Below are 15,798 nucleotides of genomic sequence, written 5' to 3' on the forward strand. Positions count from 1 at the left end.
GGAAGTTTGACAGAATCTAGATAATGAACCTCGACGCGCAACACCCACTCGCAACCGGACTCACGGCCGATTCACGTCTCATCCGCGCCTACCAGGGCACCAGGCCAGACGTCACCCCCGTCTGGTTCATGCGCCAGGCTGGCCGTTCGCTGCCCGAATATCGCTCGCTGCGGGTCGGTACGCGCATGCTCGACGCCTGCCTCGACCCGGAGATGGCGAGCGAAATCACGCTGCAGCCGGTGCGCCGCCACAACGTCGACGCCGGCATCCTCTTCAGCGACATCGTCATTCCGCTCAAGCTCGTGGGCGTCGACGTCGAGATCGTCGCAGGCACCGGCCCCGTCCTCGGCACGGCCGTGCGCACGGCGAAGGATGTCGCGGAGCTCACTGCTCTCGACCCTGCCGTGCTTGAGGGGAACCTCGCCCCGATCACCGCGGCGGTCGCGCGCACAGTCGCCGAGCTCGGCTCGACGCCGCTGATCGGATTCGCCGGGGCCCCGTTCACGCTGGCGGCCTATCTCGTGGAGGGCGGTCCGTCGAAGGACCACATCAACGCCCGCACGCTCATGCATGCGGACCCCGACGCCTGGGCCACCCTGATGGAGTGGACGGCCGAGGTCACCGGACGATTCCTGCGCGCGCAGGTTCTGGCCGGCGCCAGCGCCGCCCAGCTATTCGACTCCTGGGCCGGCGCGCTCTCGCTGGCCGACTACACGCGCTTCGTCGCTCCTGCCTCCACCGCGGCGATCGCCCACGTGCGCGACCTCACCTATGGCGAGGGCGCCGCGGGCACAGATGCCGAGGGCGTCGCATCCGTGCGCCGCAACGTGCCCGTTGTGCACTTCGGAGTGGGCACGGGCGAGCTGCTCAGGGAGATGCACGGGGTGGGCGCCGACGTCGTCGGAGTCGACTACCGGGTGCCGCTCGATGAAGCCAACCGTCGCCTCGGCGGACTGGTCCCGGTGCAGGGCAACGTCGATCCGGCGCTCCTCGCGGCACCGTGGCCGGTGCTCGAAGCGCATGTCCTCGACGTGCTCGAGCGTGGGCGCACGGCACCGTCCCACGTGCTGAACCTGGGCCACGGCGTTCCGCCGATGACCGACCCGAACGTGCTGACTCGCCTGGTGGCCTTCGTGCACGAGGTCACCGCAGTCTCCGCCGTCCCGGCCGCCGCCGGCCCGGCCGCCGCCGTCCCGGAAGCCCCGGCCGCCGCGCCGTCCGCGTCCTGACAATCGCACGCAGGCTCAGGGGGCGCGAATGAAAGACGTCATCGTCATCGGTGGAGGGGTGGCGGGCCTGATCGCCGCCCGAGCCTGCGCCCGGGTCGGACTCAGCGTGACCGTGCTCGAAGCCACCGGTGTGCCGGGCGGAGCACTCGGCAGCCACCAAGTGGCCGGCCTCACTCTCGACAGCGGTGCCGAGAGCTTCGCCGTGCGGCGCGACGCGGTGGCCGAGTTCATCGCCGACCTCGGTCTGTCCGACGAGGTTGTCGCGCCGAACCCCGCCGGCGCGTGGCTGCACCTGCCCGACGACCGCGTGCCGAATGGTTCGGTCAGTGTTCCGCTGCCCAAGGCCGGCGTGCTCGGCATCCCCGGTTCTCCGCTCGCCGACGACGTGCGCCGCGTGATCGGCTGGAGTGGCGCCTGGCGCGCCTACGCGGACCGGCTGATGCCGGTGTTGACGATCGGCCGGGAACACAGCCTGGGTGAACTCGTGCGCAAGCGCATGGGGCGCCGCGTGCTCGAACGGCTCGTCGAACCCGTGACCGCGGGGGTGTACTCGTCCGCGGCCGACGATCTCGAGATCGACGTCGTGGCCCCGGGCCTCAACTCCGCCCTCACGGTGACGGGTTCGCTCTCCGGGGCCGTGCTGTCGTTGCGCTCCGGCGCCCCGGCCGGCTCGAACGTGGCCGGGCTCCGGGGCGGCATGTTCCGGCTCGTGACCGCTCTGGTGGCCGACCTCGTGCACTTCGGCGCCGAGATCGTGACGGATGCCCCGGTCACCGCATTGCAGCGCTCCGGCACCGAGGACGCGCCCACCTGGACGGCCACCTGCGCGGCACCGGACACGGCGGCGGACGCAGACGCGCCGGCAGCCCCGGCGCCGGAGACCACCCTCGACGCCCACTTCGTGATCATCGCGACTCCAGGCGCGCAGGCGCTCGGCCTACTGGCCGGCCTGAGCCCGGCCCATGCGGCGCTCGCCGAACTCGACTGGCCGCAGCCGACGGCGATCGAGCTGGCCACGATCGTCATCGACGCCCCGGAGCTCGACCTGCACCCGCGCGGCACCGGCGTGCTGGTCGCGGCCGCGACCCCCGGGGTCACCGCCAAGGCGCTCACCCACGTGACCGCGAAGTGGGACTGGCTGGCCGAGGCCGCCGGACCGGGCCGACACGTCATCCGTCTGTCCTACGGTCGCGCCGGCCAGGACAGCCCCACCGCCGGTCTTCGCGATGACGAGCTCCTCGCGCTGTCCCTGGCGGACGCCCGCACGATCCTGGGCGTCGACCTCGACGCGACCGCCGTGCGCGGTTTCGCGCGCACGGTCTGGGGCGATGCCCTCTCGCCCGCGACCGTCGGCGCACCCGAGCGGGTCGACCAGGTGCGCGAGGTCGTGGCCGCCACCCCGGGACTCGAACTCACGGGTGCGTGGCTCGCCGGCACCGGCCTGGCCTCGGTGATCCCGGATGCCGTCGCCGCGGCCTCCCGCACCCGGCAGGAGGCCCTCGGCATCTGATCGCCGGGTCACCGGCTGTGCCGACCTGCTCTTATCCCTAATGGGGGATACTCTGAGGGATACGTGCACCTTGAGGAATGGAGTGACAATGCGGGGAAAGCTTCTGTTCATCACGGGTGGACTCGTCGGATACGTCCTCGGCGCGCGCGCCGGGCGCAAGCGCTACGACCAGATCGTGGCCGCGGCAGACAACGTATGGAACGCGCCGCCCGTTCAGCGCCGGGTGAACGAGGCTCGCGACTTCGCGCTCGAGCGGGTCGGGGATGTGCCGTCGGCACTCCTCGAGACCGGCAAGAAGATCGCCTCGGCCCTGCAGTCCAAGGCGTCCAAGACGTCCGGGACCAGTTACACCGTGCCGACGCCGGCGACCGCAGCGCCGACCGCACCGACGACGGTCGCCGACGACACCACCACGAAATAATCACCGCGACACTCCGAACGAAGGGGAAACTGTGAGAAACAGCGAATTCAACCCGAAGAGCCGGAAATCGACGTTCGACCTTCTCGGTGAGCTGCCCGGTCAGATCATCGCCCTGGTCAAGGCCGAACTCGACGCGGCTAAGGCGGAGTTCGCCGGTAAGGCCAAGAACATCGGGCTGGGCATCGGGCTCTTCGTCGGGGCGGCCCTGTTCGCGTTCTTCGCGGCTCTGGTGCTGGTCGCCCTCGCGGTCATCGCGCTCGCCCTCGTCCTGCCGCTCTGGCTCGCGACCCTGATCGTGGCGGTCGCCCTGTTGCTGCTCGCGCTCCTGTTGGGGCTGGTCGGCAGAAACCGGCTGCAGGCTGGAACGTCATCGGATCCGGACGGCGTGACGGAAAGCATCCGTCGCGACGTCGACGCCCTCAAGGGAGTTGGCAAATATGAGCACTGAAGTGAACACGACGACACATGAGGCCGTCCGCGGGAGCGTCGCAGCTGTCACGGTTGAGGCCGTTCCGCGCACCAAGACCGAGTTGCGCGCCGAGGCCGCCCGTGCCCGCGTCGAACTCGCGCAAACGCTCGACGCGATCGAGTACAGGCTCAACGTGCCGAGGCAGTTGCGCGTACGCTCGCGCCTGGCCAACGTGCGCCTGCGCGAACTCGGCGAGAAGAATCCCCTCGCACTGGCCGGCATCGTCCTGGGCGCGGCCACGGCCGCGGTGGGCGCCATCTGGCTCGGTGTCAGGGCCGTGCAGCGCCGCTGAGGCCAACGGAAGCCGGTACCCGACCGCGCAATTTTGGCTCTCGCGGCAAAGGAGTAGAGACTAGTAGTTATGACTCACCCGGCTGCCGGAGAGGCAGTAAACCCACCTCACTCCACCACCTCTGCCGAGACCCACGGAACGACTGACGCGCCAGACGCGTCGCCGCAGGGTTTCACGCTCTTCGCTGTGCTGCGCAAAGATCCGAGCAACCCGGACGACCTCGACGGCCACGATGTGCCCCGAGCCGTCCTGGAGCTCGACGACGTCATCGGTCTGGTTGAGGCCGAGGGCGTCACCGTCCGCGGCTTCTATGACGTCTCCGGGCTCCGCGCCGACGCCGACGTGATGATCTGGACCCACGCACCGGAGGCCGAGACCCTGCAGTGGGCCCACCGCCAGCTGCGTCGTAGCCGCCTCCTCAAAAGCCTCCTGCCGACCTGGAACGCCATGGGCGTGCACCGCGACGCCGAGTTCAACAAGAGCCATGTGCCTGGGTTCCTGCGCGGAGTGGAGCCGAAGGGCTGGCTGACCCTCTACCCGTTCGTGCGCAGCTACGAGTGGTACCTGCTGCCGGAGGCCGAGCGCAGCGCCATGCTCGCCGACCACGGCCGCAAGGGCGCGGCCTTCCGCGGAGCCATCGCCAACACCGTCTCCTCGTTCGCCCTCGGCGACTACGAGTGGCTGCTGCCGATCGAAAGCGACGAGCTCACCGAGCTCGTCGACCTGATGCGCGAACTGCGCAACACCGAGGCGCGCCGCCACGTGCGCGAAGAGGTCCCGTTCTACACCGGCCGCCGCATCTCGACGGCCGAACTGGTGGAGGTTCTGCAGTAATGACTACCTACGATGCCATCCTGCTCGCCGGCTTCGGCGGCCCCGAGGGTCAGGACGATGTGATCCCGTTCCTGCGCAACGTCACCGGCGGGCGCGGCATCCCCGAGGAGCGCCTCGAAGAGGTCGCCAAGCACTACCGCCATTTCGGCGGGGTCAGCCCGATCAACGACCAGAACCGTGTGCTTCGCGCCGCGCTCCAGGCCGAACTCGAACGCCGCGGCATCAACCTGCCCGTGCTCTGGGGCAACCGCAACTGGGCACCCTACCTGCGCGACACCATCAGCGAGGCCAACGACAACGGCCAGACCCGGCTCCTGGCCATCGCCACCAGCGCCTACAGCTCCTACTCCGGCTGCCGCCAGTACCGCGAGGACTTCGCGGCCGCGCTGACCGCGACCGGGCTGGAGGGCGTGGTGCACATCGACAAGGTGCGCCAGTTCTTCGACCACCCCGGATTCGTCACCCCGTTCGTGACCGCCCTCCAGAAGGGGCTCGCGGATGTCGTGGCCCAGGTCCCCGGAATCGACCTGGCCACCGAGGTCGAAATCCTGTTCTCGACCCACTCGATCCCGATGACCGACGCCAACAAGAGCGGCCCGGCCGAGCGCGGCTTCGGCGAGGGCGGCGCCTACGCGGCGCAGCACCTCGCCGTCGCCCAGAAGGTCATGGTCGGGGTGGACACCCCGTGGCAGCTGGTCTTCCAGTCCCGCAGCGGGCCGCCCACCATGCCGTGGCTCGAGCCCGACATCAACGACGCCATCGCGTTGCTGCCGGAGCGGGGCATCCGTGCCATCGTCATCGTGCCGCTCGGCTTCGTCAGTGACCACATGGAGGTCATGTGGGACCTCGACAACGAGGCCACCGAGACCGCCGGGGACCTCGGCCTGGTGTCCGTGCGGGTGCCGACGCCCGGCGTCGACCCGGCCTTCGTGAGCGGGCTCATCGACCTGGTTGAGGAGCGCATGAACGACACCCCCGCCGACGCTCGTCCGCACGAGACCGACCTCGGACCCTGGTACGACGTCTGCCGCCCCGGTTGCTGCGAGAACGTGCGCCTGGGCTTCAAGCCGGCCGTCGCCGGGATGGCTCCGTGAGCCTGATCCGCGTCGGAACCCGTGGCAGCGCGCTCGCCCTGGCGCAGACCACTGCGATTGCGAACCGCATCGCGACCGCGTCCGGCTCCGAGGTCGAAATCGTCACGGTCACGACGCACGGCGACACCTCCCGCGAGTCTCTGTCAAGCCTGGGCGGCACGGGCGTCTTCGCCAGCGCCCTGCGGGAGTCGCTCCTGGCCGAAGAATGCGACGTCGTCGTGCATTCCTTCAAGGATCTGCCGACGGCCGCCTACCCGGGCCTCCGAATCGGCGCCACCCCGAAGCGGGCGGATGCGCGCGACGTGCTCTGCGCCCGCGAGGGGCTGAACCTGACCACGCTGCCCGAGGGCGCGCGAGTCGGCACAGGGTCACCGCGCCGGGCCGCCCAGCTGCGATCGCTGCGCCCGGACCTGGACGTCGTGGACATCCGTGGCAACGTGGAGACCCGTCTGAACCGTGTGGCCGAGGGCGACCTCGACGCCGTCGTGCTCGCCGCCGCGGGCCTCAGCCGGCTGGCGCTGCTCGAGTCCGTGGACGGCGAATACCTGGAACTGTCGGATTGGCCGACCGCTCCCGGCCAGGGCGCGCTCGCGCTCGAGGTGCGCGACGGGAAGCTCGACCGTACTCTCGCCACGGCCCTCACTGCGATCAATCACTCGACCAGCCAGACCACCGTCATGGCCGAGCGTCTGGTGCTGGAGCGGCTCGAAGCCGGCTGCGCCGCGCCCATCGGCGCCATGGCCGCGATCGACGACGGGCTCCTGTTCCTCACCGCCACGGTGTACAGCCCGGACGGCTCCCGCAGCGTCGTGAGCTCCCATGCCGCCACCCCCGACTCCCACTCCATTGCGCACCTGGCCGAAGCCGCGCAAGACGTGTCCAACCGTGTTTCGTTTGACCTGCTCGCCGGCGGCGCTGCCGACTTCGCCCCGATCAAGGTGACTTCGTGATGAACTCGCGTTACAAGACAAAAGCCAGCCTCGCCAAGCCGCTCACCGGCTGGCGGGTTCTCGTGCCGCGCGGCGGCCCGTGGGGCGACCACGTCGCCGCCGACCTGCGTTCCAAGGGCGCCCAGCCGATCGTGGCCCCCATGATCAACTTCGCCCCGACCGACGACGCCCCCGCGCTCGAGGCCGCCCTGGCACGCCTCGCGGCGGGCGACTTCGACTGGATGACCGTGACCAGCGCCACGACCGTTGACGTTCTGTCGTCGCACCGTGCCGTCGTGGCCGCGTCCACGCGCATCGCGGCGGTCGGCGAGACAACGGCCGCGGCTCTGATCGCGGCCGGTTACCGGGTCGACATCGTCCCCTCCGAAGACAACTCGGCCCGCGGACTCCTCGAGGAGTGGGAAACGGCCACCTCGGGCCAGGTGCCGCTGCGCATCCTCACTCTCCGCTCGGAAATCGCCAAGCCGCTGCTGACCGAGGGGCTGCGCCGGATCGGCCACGACGTCGAATCGGTCGTCGCATACCGCACCATCGGCGTCCCGGTCGACCAGCGCGTCGTCGCGGACGTCGCGGCCGGCACTGTCCAGGCCCTGCTCGTCACCTCCGGAAGCGTGGCGCAGCAGGTGCAGGACCAACTCGGGCCGATCCCCGAATCGACCGTGGTGGCCTGCATCGGGCCGCGCACGGCGCGGGATGCGGCGGCCATCGGCCTGCGCGTCGACGTCGTGGCCGATTCGCCCAGCGCCGAGTCCTTGATCCAGGCCCTGGTGCACGTCGCCCAATCCCGCTGACGGTTCGCGCACGCCCGGCCCGGCGACGTAGCATTGACGGGTGATAAACCCCGTCATCCGCCCGCGACGGTTGCGCACCACTCCCGCGCTCCGTCGCTTGGCCAGCGAAATCCGTCTGCACCCCTCCGAATTGGTTCTTCCGATGTTCGTGCGGGAGGGCAGCGGCGACCCGATGCCGATCCAGTCGATGCCCGGGGTGGTTCAGCACACCATTGACAGCGCCCGGCGGGCGGTGACCGAGGCCGCGGGAGCGGGCATCGGCGGCGTCATGCTCTTCGGGGTGCCGACCGTGCGCGACGCCGTCGGCTCCGGGGCGACCGATCCTGACGGCATCCTCAACGCCGCCACCCGCGCGCTGGCCGACGAGGTCGGCGACGCCCTCGTCGTGCAGACCGACCTCTGCCTCGACGAGTTCACCGACCACGGCCACTGCGGATTGGTCGGCGCAGACGGCAGCGTCGACAACGATTCCACCCTCGAGCGCTACTGCGACATGGCGCTCGTGCAGGCGGCCTCCGGCTCGCAGCTACTCGGCCTGAGCGGAATGATGGATGGCCAGGTTGCCGCCGTGCGCCAGGCGCTCGACCAGAACGGCTACGTCGATACGGCCGTGCTCGCCTACTCGGCCAAGTACGCCTCGGCCTTCTACGGTCCCTTCCGCGACGCGGTGGAGTCAACCCTCGACGGTGACCGGCGCAGCTACCAGCTCGACCCGGCGAACCGCCGGGAGGGCGTGCGCGAGGCCCGGCTCGACATCCAGGAGGGCGCCGACATCGTGATGGTGAAGCCCGCCGGCAGCTATCTCGACGTGCTCGCCGAGGTCGCCGCCGTCAGTGACGTTCCGGTCTGGGCCTACCAGGTATCCGGTGAATACGCGATGATTGAGGCCGCAGCCGCCCACGGCTGGATCGACCGCCGCCGGGCCGTCGAGGAGTCCGTGCTCAGCATCCGTCGCGCCGGAGCGGACGCCGTGCTCACCTACTGGGCGGTCGAACTGGCCACCTGGTTCAACGAAAGACAGGCCCGATGATGTCCCGCAACGACGATCTCTTCGCCCGCGCGCAGCGCGCCATCCCCGGCGGAGTGAACTCACCCGTTCGGGCCTTCCGGTCGGTCGGGGGCACCCCGCTGTTCCTGGTGAAAGCGAAGGGCGCCTACGTCACCGACTCGGACGGGCGTGAATACGTCGACCTGGTCAGCTCCTGGGGCCCGGCCATCCTCGGCCACGCCCACCCGGAGGTCGTGCAGGCGGTGCAGGATGCCGCCGCGCTCGGCCTGTCCTTCGGTGCCTCTACGCCCGGCGAGACCATCCTGGCCGAACTGATCGAGGAACGCGTCGGCGCGGTCGAGAAGCTGCGCCTGGTCTCGACCGGCACCGAGGCCACCATGACGGCCATCCGTCTGGCCCGCGGTTTCACCGGTCGCGACCTGCTGATCAAGTTCGCCGGGCATTACCACGGTCACTCGGACGGACTGCTGGCTCAGGCAGGGTCCGGCCTGGCCACGTTGGCCCTGCCCGGCTCGGCCGGGGTCACGGCAGCGACGGCCGCGCAGACCCTCGTGCTGCCGTACAACGACCTGGATGCCGTACGAGTCGCCTTCGAGGCGCACCCGGGCCGGATCGCCGCCGTGATCACCGAGGCGGCGGCGGCGAACATGGGTGTCGTGGCTCCCGACGCCGGCTTCAACGCCGCGCTCACCGCCCTCGCGCACGAGCAAGGCGCGCTCCTGATCATCGACGAGGTCCTCACCGGCTTCCGGGTGCATCCGGCCGGCTACTGGGGACTGGACACCGTGGGCCAGGGGCAGGCGGACTACACGCCGGACCTGTTCACCTACGGCAAGGTCATCGGCGGAGGCCTGCCGGTGGCGGCCCTCGGCGGTCGCGCCGACGTGATGGACTTCCTGGCTCCGAACGGCCCGGTCTATCAGGCCGGCACGCTCTCCGGGAACCCGGTGGCGGTCGCCGCCGGCATCGCCACCTTGCGGGCCCTGGACGAGAGCGTCTACGAGCGCATCGACGCCACCGCGCTGCTGCTCTCCGAGGCCGTCTCCGCCGCCTTCTCGGCCGAGGGCGTCGCGCACAGCGTGCAGCGGGCCGGCAACCTGTTCAGCTTCGTATTCGGTGCCGAAGCCGCCGCCAGCGCGCCTCGGAACTACGCTCAGGTGCAGCGCCAGGAGACGTTCCGCTACGGTCCGTTCTTCCACTCCATGCTGGATCAGGGCGTTTCGCTGCCGCCGTCCGTGTTCGAGGCCTGGTTCGTCTCCAACGCCCACGACGAGAGCGCGGTCGGCTGGATCCTTGACGCCCTCCCTGCCGCAGCGAAGGCCGCGGCCGCCGCGACCCCGCAGGTGTGACCTGCAGGTGTGACCCGTACACCCGGGAGTTATTCCTTTGTGAGGTTCCGACAGGTGGATTTCGTCCCGGAACAGGCAGACTAGACGCATGGCTTCCCTCCGCGTTCACCCTGACCGGCTTGAGATCCACCTCACGAAAGCGGAGAAGACCCTCGCCCTGCGGCGCGAGGACATCGTCGTGCCGCGCGGGAACATCCGTTCGGTGACGATCACGGATGACCCGTGGATCTGGATCCGCGGGATCCGTTCTCCCGGGGTGGGCCTGCCCCTGGTGGTCGCGGTGGGCACCTGGAAGTTCCGCGGCGGCAAGGACTTCCTGGCGATCAAGCGCAAGCGCCAGGCGGTCGTGATCGACCTCATTGACGACGAGTTCTCCCGGGTGATCCTGACCACCAACCACGCCCCGGACCTGATCGCGTCGCTCAAGCTCGGCGGTTGACCGTCCCACTGGTCGAGCACGTCCGCTGTCGAACCGATTCGACGGAGATTCTACCGATTCCGGACTGAGACGGATGTTTAGGGCCTGTTTTGAGCAAAATCTCCGTCGGATTCGTTCGGGACGACGTTAAGCCGCAGCGGCAGCGGCAGCGGCAGCGGCAGCCACAGCCGCAGCCTCGGAGTCGCGTGCTAGCGGCGCACGTCGACGACGGTTCGACCGTGCATGGTGCCCGCGAGGATGCCCGCGGCGGCATCGAAGCTCGCCTCCAGCGGGATCACCTGGGTGAGGTGGTCGAGCAGGCCCAGGTCGAGGTCCGAGGCGAGGCGCTGCCAGGCCTCCTCGCGCTGGGCGAGCGGAGCCTCGACCGAATTGATCCCGATCAGGCTGACGGCGCGCAGGATGAAGGGCATGACCGTGGCCGGAAGGTCGGCCCCCTGGGCCAGGCCGCAGGAGGTGACCACTCCGCCGTAGTTCGTCTGGGCGAGGACGTTGGCGAGGGTGGCGCTGCCGACCGAATCGACGGCCCCGGCCCAGCGCTGGCCCTGCAGCGGTTTGCCGGCCTCGCTGAGGGTGCGGCGATCGACGAGTTCGACGGCACCGAGCCCGCGCAGGTAGTCCCCGAGCTCATCGATGCGGCCGGTTGACGCGTGCACCTGGAAGCCGCGGGCGGCGAGCAGTGCCACGGCGACGCTGCCGACCCCGCCGGCAGCGCCGGTCACGAGCACGGCACCGGACTCCGGCGTGACCCCACCCCGTTCGAGGCCGAGCACGGACAGCATGGCGGTGAACCCGGCCGTGCCGATCGCGGCGGCCCGCACGGCGCTGATACCGTTAGGCAGCCGCACCAGGGAGCCCCCCGACACGCGGGCCCGTTCGGCCAACCCGCCGTGGTGCGTCTCGCTCAGACCGGCCCCGTTGAGGATGACCTGGTCTCCGGCCGACCAGCGCGGGTCGGCGCTCTGCTCGACCGTTCCGACCAGGTCGATCCCGGCGACCAGGGGCCAGGCGCGCACGACCCCGGGGCGGCCCATCAGGGCGAGCCCGTCCTTGTAGTTGATGCTTGAGTACTCGACCGCGATGGTGACGTCGCCGGCCATCAGGAAGCCGTCGTCAACCACGCGAATGGCCGCGCTCTGCGTCTTCCGGCCCTCGGCATTTTCGATGCGGTCGACGACGATGGCCCGGAACTCAGTCTCAATACCCATGCGTCGAGACTACGCGGGCGTTCGGGTCAGGTGGTCAGGTGACGTCGCGCTTCCAGCTGACCGCATAGCCGATCACGGTCGCGGCGAGCATGTAGGCCAGGAGGACGAGCCCGCCCTGCCACCACTCGAGCAGCGCCGCCGGGGTGCCTCCCGGCGCGGCGAGGGTGAAAAAGCTCGCGCCGACCAGGGCATCGGAGGCGGCCCCCGGCAGGTAGTTGCCGATCCCTCGCGTCACGTCGGTGAACAGGGATGCGAAGCGCAGCAGCGGTTCGACGAACTGGGTGAAGGCGAGCACGATGACGATCGACGCCACTTGGCTATGCACGAGCACGCCGAGGCCCACACCGATGGTCGACCAGATGGCCATGGCGAGCACCGTGCGGCCGATCAGCGCCCAGGTAGCGCTATCGGCCAGCAGCGGGTCGACGTCGAACGCGTTGATGACGAGCGCGCCGACGCCGACGGATGCGAGCAGCGCGACGACCCCGAAGACCGCGCCGACCACGAAGAGAGCGATCGTCTTGGCCCCGAGCACCTGGGCCCGCCTGGGATTGGCGAGGAACGTGGGGGTGAGGGTCTGGTGCCGGAATTCGCCCGTGGTGGCGAGGGCCCCGAGCAGAACCGGGAAGACATAGCCGACGGATGACGCGAAGCTGTAGATCAGGGGTGGGAGGCTGCCGAACCCGGCGAGTCCCTGGGATCCGGTACCGGCGGCATCCGGGCTGATCGCGCCGCTCTCGATCCCCGCGAACAGCGCCGAGAGGCCGCCGGCGAGCAGGGCGATATAACCGAACATGACCGCGGCGAGGACCCACCACAGGCGCGTTGTGCCGAGCTTGGCGAACTCGGCACCGAGGGCGCGGCTGAAGGACGTCATCGCGACTCGCCTCCGTTTCCGTTTGCGTGGCCGTTCACGAGGGCGAGGAATGCCTCCTCGAGCCCCTTCCTCTCCCGGTGCAAAGCGCTGAGTTCCACCCCGGCCGAGAACGCGATGTGGCCGATCAGGGCCGGGTCGGGCGCAGCGGCGAACAACCCGGTGCGCCCGGTGGAAAACTCGATGCCGGCCTGGCTGAGGGCGGCCTCAAGAGCAGTGCGGTCGGGGGAGTCGACCAGGATGCGCGGCGCCGCCTCGGTCTCGAGGCTCGACAGGGTGCCTCGGTGCACGAGGGCTCCGTCGGCGATGATGATCACGTCGTCGACGCTCTGCTGCACCTCGGAGAGCAGGTGGGAGCTGACCAGGACCGTGCGCCCCTCGTCGGCCATGGTGCGGAGGAAGCCGCGGATCCATTTGATCCCCTCCGGGTCGAGCCCGTTGATCGGCTCGTCCAACACGAGCACGCCGGGGTCGCCGAGCAGGGTGAAGGCCAGGCCGAGCCGCTGCCGCATGCCGAGCGAGAAGCCGCCGACACGCTGGGCGCCGTGTGCGCCGAGGCCGACCGTGTGCAGCACCGCGTCGATGCGGGCGGCGGGCAGCCCCGCCGCGATGGCGTAGACCGCCAGGTGGTTCCGGGCACTGCGGCCGGGATGGAAGCTGGCTGCCTCCAGGGCGGCCCCGACGGTCTGCAGCGGGCGCGGCAGGTCACGGTAGCGGATGCCGTCGATGGTGGCCGTGCCGGACGTGGGCGCGACCAGCCCGAGCAGCATGCGCAGCGTGGTGGTCTTTCCGGCGCCGTTGGGGCCGAGAAAGCCGGTGACCCGGCCGGGCTCCACGGTGAAGGACAGGTTGTCCACCGCGGTGACGTTGCCGAACGTCTTGGTGATGTTGCTGAACTCGATGACCGCGCCGACCGGCATCCGTTCCCCCTTCGTTGCTGGTAGTCCCGCGCTGATAGTCGATCTCTGGGATCTGGTTCCAGCCTAGGGGCGGAGACGACCGGGTCAGGTGACGCGGAGGAAGACGCTCAGTGCGGCGAGCAGCCGGGCCACCTCATCGACGGTGTTGTAGGGGGCGAGGCCGATCCGCAGGCCGCCACGGTCGCCGAGTCCGAGGTGCCGGGAGGCTTCGAGGGCGTAGAACGAGCCGGCGGGGGCGAGGATGCCCTGCTTGCACAGGTGGCGGGACGCATCCGCGGTGTCGTGGCCGGTGAACGTGACCAGCACGGTGGGTGTGCGCACGGCAGCCCTCGAGTGCAGTCGCGCCCCCGGCAGCTCCGCCAGGCCGGCCTCCAGTTTGCCGCGCAGGGTCTCCTCGTGGTGTTCGAGAGCCTGGGACGAGCGGATCAGGCGCTCCCGCCGAGAGGCCCCGGCCGGCGCGGCGTCGCCGAGGCCGGCGAGGAATTCGACGGCAGCCGTGACCCCCGCCATCGTCTCGTAGGGGAGCGTGCCCAGCTCGAAACGCTCGGGCACCTGGTCGCTCGAGGGCACCAGCTTGTCGGGATATATCGTTTCGAGCAGCGCGGGCGCGGAAGCGAGAATCCCGCAGTGCGGACCGAAGAACTTGTAGGCCGAGCAGACGAAGAAGTCCGCTCCCAGCGCCGCGACGTCCACCGACGCGTGCGGCGTGTAGTGCACGCCGTCGACGTAGAGGAGCGCGCCGACGGAATGTGCGAGCCGGGCGATCGCCGCCACGGGCGGGCGGGTGCCGATCAGGTTGGAGGCGGCGGTCACGGCTACCAGCCGGGTGCGCTCGCTGAGGACCGCGGCGATGTCCGGGACGCTCAGCTCACCGGTGGCCGGGTCGAAGTCCGCCCAACGCACCGTGGCGCCGGCCCGGTCGGCGGCCTGCATCCACGGGCGGATGTTCGCGTCGTGGTCGAGCCGGGTGACCACGACCTCGTCGCCCGGGCCCCATCCGGCGGACAGGGCGTTCGCCAGGTCGTAGGTCAGCTGCGTGGCGCTGCGTCCGTAGACGATTCCGCGTTCTTCGGCGCCGAGCAGATCCGCCATGGCGCTCCGGAACCCGGTGACGGCGTCCTCCGCGTTCTGCTGGGAGGTACTTCCGGTTCCCCGGATCGAGAGCGGACCGGTCAGCGTCGACGCGATCGCGGAACCGACCGCCAGGGGGGTCTGGGTGCCGCCCGGGCCGTCGAAGAAGGCCGTGCCGGTGGCGAGGGCGGGAAAGCTGGGTCGGATCGTCTGCGCATCAAAGGTCACAGTGCATCCAATCACAGCCCCGCCTCCTGCCCCGGGGAAGTAGCATGTCGGCATCTGCGAGAGGGCGCACCGCGGCCGGTCAGGCCCGGGTGTGCGCGTCAGCGTGGGCGGTGGCGTGGGCCGCGCACGCCGGGGCCTTGGCAGCGACGCAGCCCGGGCAGACGACGAGCTGTTCCCGGCAGGAGGGATCTCGGCAGTTGAGCAGGTTCTTCGTCGGTTCACCGCACACCAAGCAGCGCCCGATCACGGCGGTATGGTCGCTGAAGTCCAGCGACATCCGCTGGTCGAAGACGTAGAGCGAACCGTTCCAGAGGCCGTCGTCGCCGAAGGCCTCGCCGTAGCGCACGACGCCGCCGTCAAGCTGGTAGACCTCGCCGAAGCCGCGCTCCTTCATCAGGGAACTGAGCACCTCGCAGCGGATGCCGCCGGTGCAGTAGGTGACGACGGGCTTGTCCTTGAGGTGGTCGTACGTGCCGCTCTCCAGCTCAGCCACGAACTCGCGGGTGTTGGCGACATCCGGCACGATCGCGTTCTGGAAGCGGCCGATCTCGGCCTCGAACGCGTTGCGGCCGTCAAAGAAAACGACCTCGTCGCCTCGCTCACCGACGAGGGCGTGCAGCTCGGCCGGGGAGAGCTTGGCGCCGCCGCCGACCACGCCGCCGGCGTCGACGCGCAACTCGCCGGGTGCGCCGAAGCTCACGATCTCATCCCGCACCTTCACGACCAGCCGGGGGAAGTCGAGGCTCAAACCCTGCTCATCGAGCCCGGTGCCCTCGCTCCACTTGACGTCGAGATTCTTGAACGGGGCGTAGTCCCGAGTCTTGCGCAGATAGCGCTTGATCGCGGGAAGATCGCCGCCGACGGTGCCGTTGAGGCCGTCGGTGGAGATCAGGATTCGCCCGCGCAGGCCCAGCGATTCGCACAGGTCTCGCTGCCAGAGACGCACGGCTTCGGGGTCGGCCAGAGGGGTGAAGACGTAGTAGAGCAGGATCTTCGGAATAGCCACCGCGCCATTTTACCGAGTTCGCCGGCTGGTATTCGGCTGATATCCGGGTGGGTGCCTGGATGGGGGGCGCGGGCCGGGTGGCCGGCTGGCTAAGCTTCTGGCAACCA

The 15,798-nt window shown here is 70.0% G+C and carries 17 protein-coding genes; 12 read left to right on the forward strand and 5 right to left on the reverse strand.

Annotation, left to right across the window (positions count from 1 at the left end):
* Window positions 1-23 precede the first annotated feature (23 nt).
* The 12 genes from hemE (at window position 24) to E3T34_RS06630 (ending at window position 10,387) form a co-directional block, all read left to right on the forward strand.
* Entirely contained in the window at window positions 24-1,229 is a 1,206-nt protein-coding gene (gene hemE, locus E3T34_RS06575; RefSeq protein ID WP_134342523.1) for a uroporphyrinogen decarboxylase, read from the forward strand.
* Between the two features lie 28 nt (window positions 1,230-1,257).
* Window positions 1,258-2,739 carry a protoporphyrinogen oxidase gene (gene hemG, locus E3T34_RS06580; protein WP_134342524.1) on the forward strand — a complete coding sequence of 494 codons (1,482 nt, stop codon included), beginning with the start codon at window positions 1,258-1,260 and terminating at the stop codon, window positions 2,737-2,739.
* A gap of 88 nt (window positions 2,740-2,827) precedes the next feature.
* On the forward strand, window positions 2,828-3,160 hold the full coding sequence (locus E3T34_RS15990) for a hypothetical protein (RefSeq protein ID WP_174720183.1): 333 nt from the start codon (window positions 2,828-2,830) through the stop codon (window positions 3,158-3,160).
* Between the two features lie 31 nt (window positions 3,161-3,191).
* A complete protein-coding gene (locus E3T34_RS06590) occupies window positions 3,192-3,608 on the forward strand; it encodes a phage holin family protein (protein ID WP_166784747.1) in 417 nt (138 codons plus the stop codon).
* The gene (locus tag E3T34_RS06595; protein WP_104099939.1) at window positions 3,598-3,921 is read left to right on the forward strand and encodes a DUF3618 domain-containing protein; all 324 of its coding nucleotides are present in this window, start codon (window positions 3,598-3,600) and stop codon (window positions 3,919-3,921) included. Before E3T34_RS06590 ends, E3T34_RS06595 begins: the two co-directional genes overlap by 11 nt.
* A gap of 69 nt (window positions 3,922-3,990) precedes the next feature.
* Complete coding sequence (gene hemQ / locus E3T34_RS06600) at window positions 3,991-4,755, forward strand: hydrogen peroxide-dependent heme synthase (RefSeq protein WP_104099938.1); 765 nt, start codon at window positions 3,991-3,993, stop codon at window positions 4,753-4,755.
* Window positions 4,755-5,849 (forward strand): ferrochelatase, encoded by a 1,095-nt coding sequence (locus tag E3T34_RS06605; protein ID WP_104099937.1) that lies wholly within the window; start codon window positions 4,755-4,757, stop codon window positions 5,847-5,849. Before hemQ ends, E3T34_RS06605 begins: the two co-directional genes overlap by 1 nt.
* Entirely contained in the window at window positions 5,846-6,799 is a 954-nt protein-coding gene (gene hemC, locus E3T34_RS06610; RefSeq protein WP_134342526.1) for a hydroxymethylbilane synthase, read from the forward strand. Before E3T34_RS06605 ends, hemC begins: the two co-directional genes overlap by 4 nt.
* A complete protein-coding gene (locus E3T34_RS06615) occupies window positions 6,799-7,590 on the forward strand; it encodes a uroporphyrinogen-III synthase (RefSeq protein ID WP_134342572.1) in 792 nt (263 codons plus the stop codon). The genes hemC and E3T34_RS06615 overlap by 1 nt, the downstream gene beginning before the upstream one ends.
* 43 nt (window positions 7,591-7,633) lie before the next feature.
* On the forward strand, window positions 7,634-8,620 hold the full coding sequence (gene hemB / locus E3T34_RS06620; RefSeq protein WP_370247314.1) for a porphobilinogen synthase: 987 nt from the start codon (window positions 7,634-7,636) through the stop codon (window positions 8,618-8,620).
* A complete protein-coding gene (gene hemL / locus E3T34_RS06625; protein ID WP_104099933.1) occupies window positions 8,620-9,948 on the forward strand; it encodes a glutamate-1-semialdehyde 2,1-aminomutase in 1,329 nt (442 codons plus the stop codon). The genes hemB and hemL overlap by 1 nt, the downstream gene beginning before the upstream one ends.
* An 88-nt stretch (window positions 9,949-10,036) precedes the next feature.
* Window positions 10,037-10,387, forward strand: coding sequence for a hypothetical protein (locus tag E3T34_RS06630; RefSeq protein ID WP_104099932.1), 351 nt, complete (start codon window positions 10,037-10,039; stop codon window positions 10,385-10,387).
* A gap of 188 nt (window positions 10,388-10,575) precedes the next feature.
* On the opposite strand, the gene E3T34_RS06635 is transcribed toward E3T34_RS06630, so the two are convergent.
* The 5 genes from E3T34_RS06635 to E3T34_RS06655 form a co-directional block, all read right to left on the reverse strand.
* Window positions 10,576-11,592, reverse strand: coding sequence for an MDR family oxidoreductase (locus E3T34_RS06635; protein WP_134342528.1), 1,017 nt, complete (start codon window positions 11,590-11,592; stop codon window positions 10,576-10,578).
* A gap of 34 nt (window positions 11,593-11,626) precedes the next feature.
* Window positions 11,627-12,469 carry an ABC transporter permease gene (locus E3T34_RS06640; RefSeq protein WP_134342529.1) on the reverse strand — a complete coding sequence of 281 codons (843 nt, stop codon included), beginning with the start codon at window positions 12,467-12,469 and terminating at the stop codon, window positions 11,627-11,629.
* Window positions 12,466-13,386 (reverse strand): ABC transporter ATP-binding protein, encoded by a 921-nt coding sequence (locus E3T34_RS06645; RefSeq protein WP_134342530.1) that lies wholly within the window; start codon window positions 13,384-13,386, stop codon window positions 12,466-12,468. Before E3T34_RS06645 ends, E3T34_RS06640 begins: the two co-directional genes overlap by 4 nt.
* Window positions 13,387-13,470: 84 nt before the next feature.
* Window positions 13,471-14,685, reverse strand: a complete 1,215-nt coding sequence (locus E3T34_RS06650) for a cysteine desulfurase-like protein (RefSeq protein ID WP_104099928.1) — start codon at window positions 14,683-14,685, stop codon at window positions 13,471-13,473.
* A 79-nt stretch (window positions 14,686-14,764) separates the two neighbouring features.
* A complete protein-coding gene (locus tag E3T34_RS06655; RefSeq protein ID WP_134342531.1) occupies window positions 14,765-15,691 on the reverse strand; it encodes a rhodanese-related sulfurtransferase in 927 nt (308 codons plus the stop codon).
* Between the last annotated feature and the right edge of the window lie 107 nt (window positions 15,692-15,798).

The organism is Cryobacterium sp. TMT1-62 (assembly GCF_004403145.1).
Classification (GTDB): domain Bacteria; phylum Actinomycetota; class Actinomycetes; order Actinomycetales; family Microbacteriaceae; genus Cryobacterium; species Cryobacterium sandaracinum.

Coding starts and splice junctions, on each gene's coding strand:
- hemE (WP_134342523.1), top strand. CDS start 24: ATGAACCTCGACGCGCAACACCCACTCGCAACCGGACTCACGGCCGAT.
- hemQ (WP_104099938.1), top strand. CDS start 3,991: ATGACTCACCCGGCTGCCGGAGAGGCAGTAAACCCACCTCACTCCACC.
- E3T34_RS06605 (WP_104099937.1), top strand. CDS start 4,755: ATGACTACCTACGATGCCATCCTGCTCGCCGGCTTCGGCGGCCCCGAG.
- hemL (WP_104099933.1), top strand. CDS start 8,620: ATGTCCCGCAACGACGATCTCTTCGCCCGCGCGCAGCGCGCCATCCCC.
- E3T34_RS15990 (WP_174720183.1), top strand. CDS start 2,828: ATGCGGGGAAAGCTTCTGTTCATCACGGGTGGACTCGTCGGATACGTC.
- E3T34_RS06595 (WP_104099939.1), top strand. CDS start 3,598: ATGAGCACTGAAGTGAACACGACGACACATGAGGCCGTCCGCGGGAGC.
- hemG (WP_134342524.1), top strand. CDS start 1,258: ATGAAAGACGTCATCGTCATCGGTGGAGGGGTGGCGGGCCTGATCGCC.
- E3T34_RS06645 (WP_134342530.1), bottom strand. CDS start 13,386: ATGCCGGTCGGCGCGGTCATCGAGTTCAGCAACATCACCAAGACGTTC.
- E3T34_RS06615 (WP_134342572.1), top strand. CDS start 6,799: ATGAACTCGCGTTACAAGACAAAAGCCAGCCTCGCCAAGCCGCTCACC.
- E3T34_RS06630 (WP_104099932.1), top strand. CDS start 10,037: ATGGCTTCCCTCCGCGTTCACCCTGACCGGCTTGAGATCCACCTCACG.
- E3T34_RS06640 (WP_134342529.1), bottom strand. CDS start 12,469: ATGACGTCCTTCAGCCGCGCCCTCGGTGCCGAGTTCGCCAAGCTCGGC.
- E3T34_RS06635 (WP_134342528.1), bottom strand. CDS start 11,592: ATGGGTATTGAGACTGAGTTCCGGGCCATCGTCGTCGACCGCATCGAA.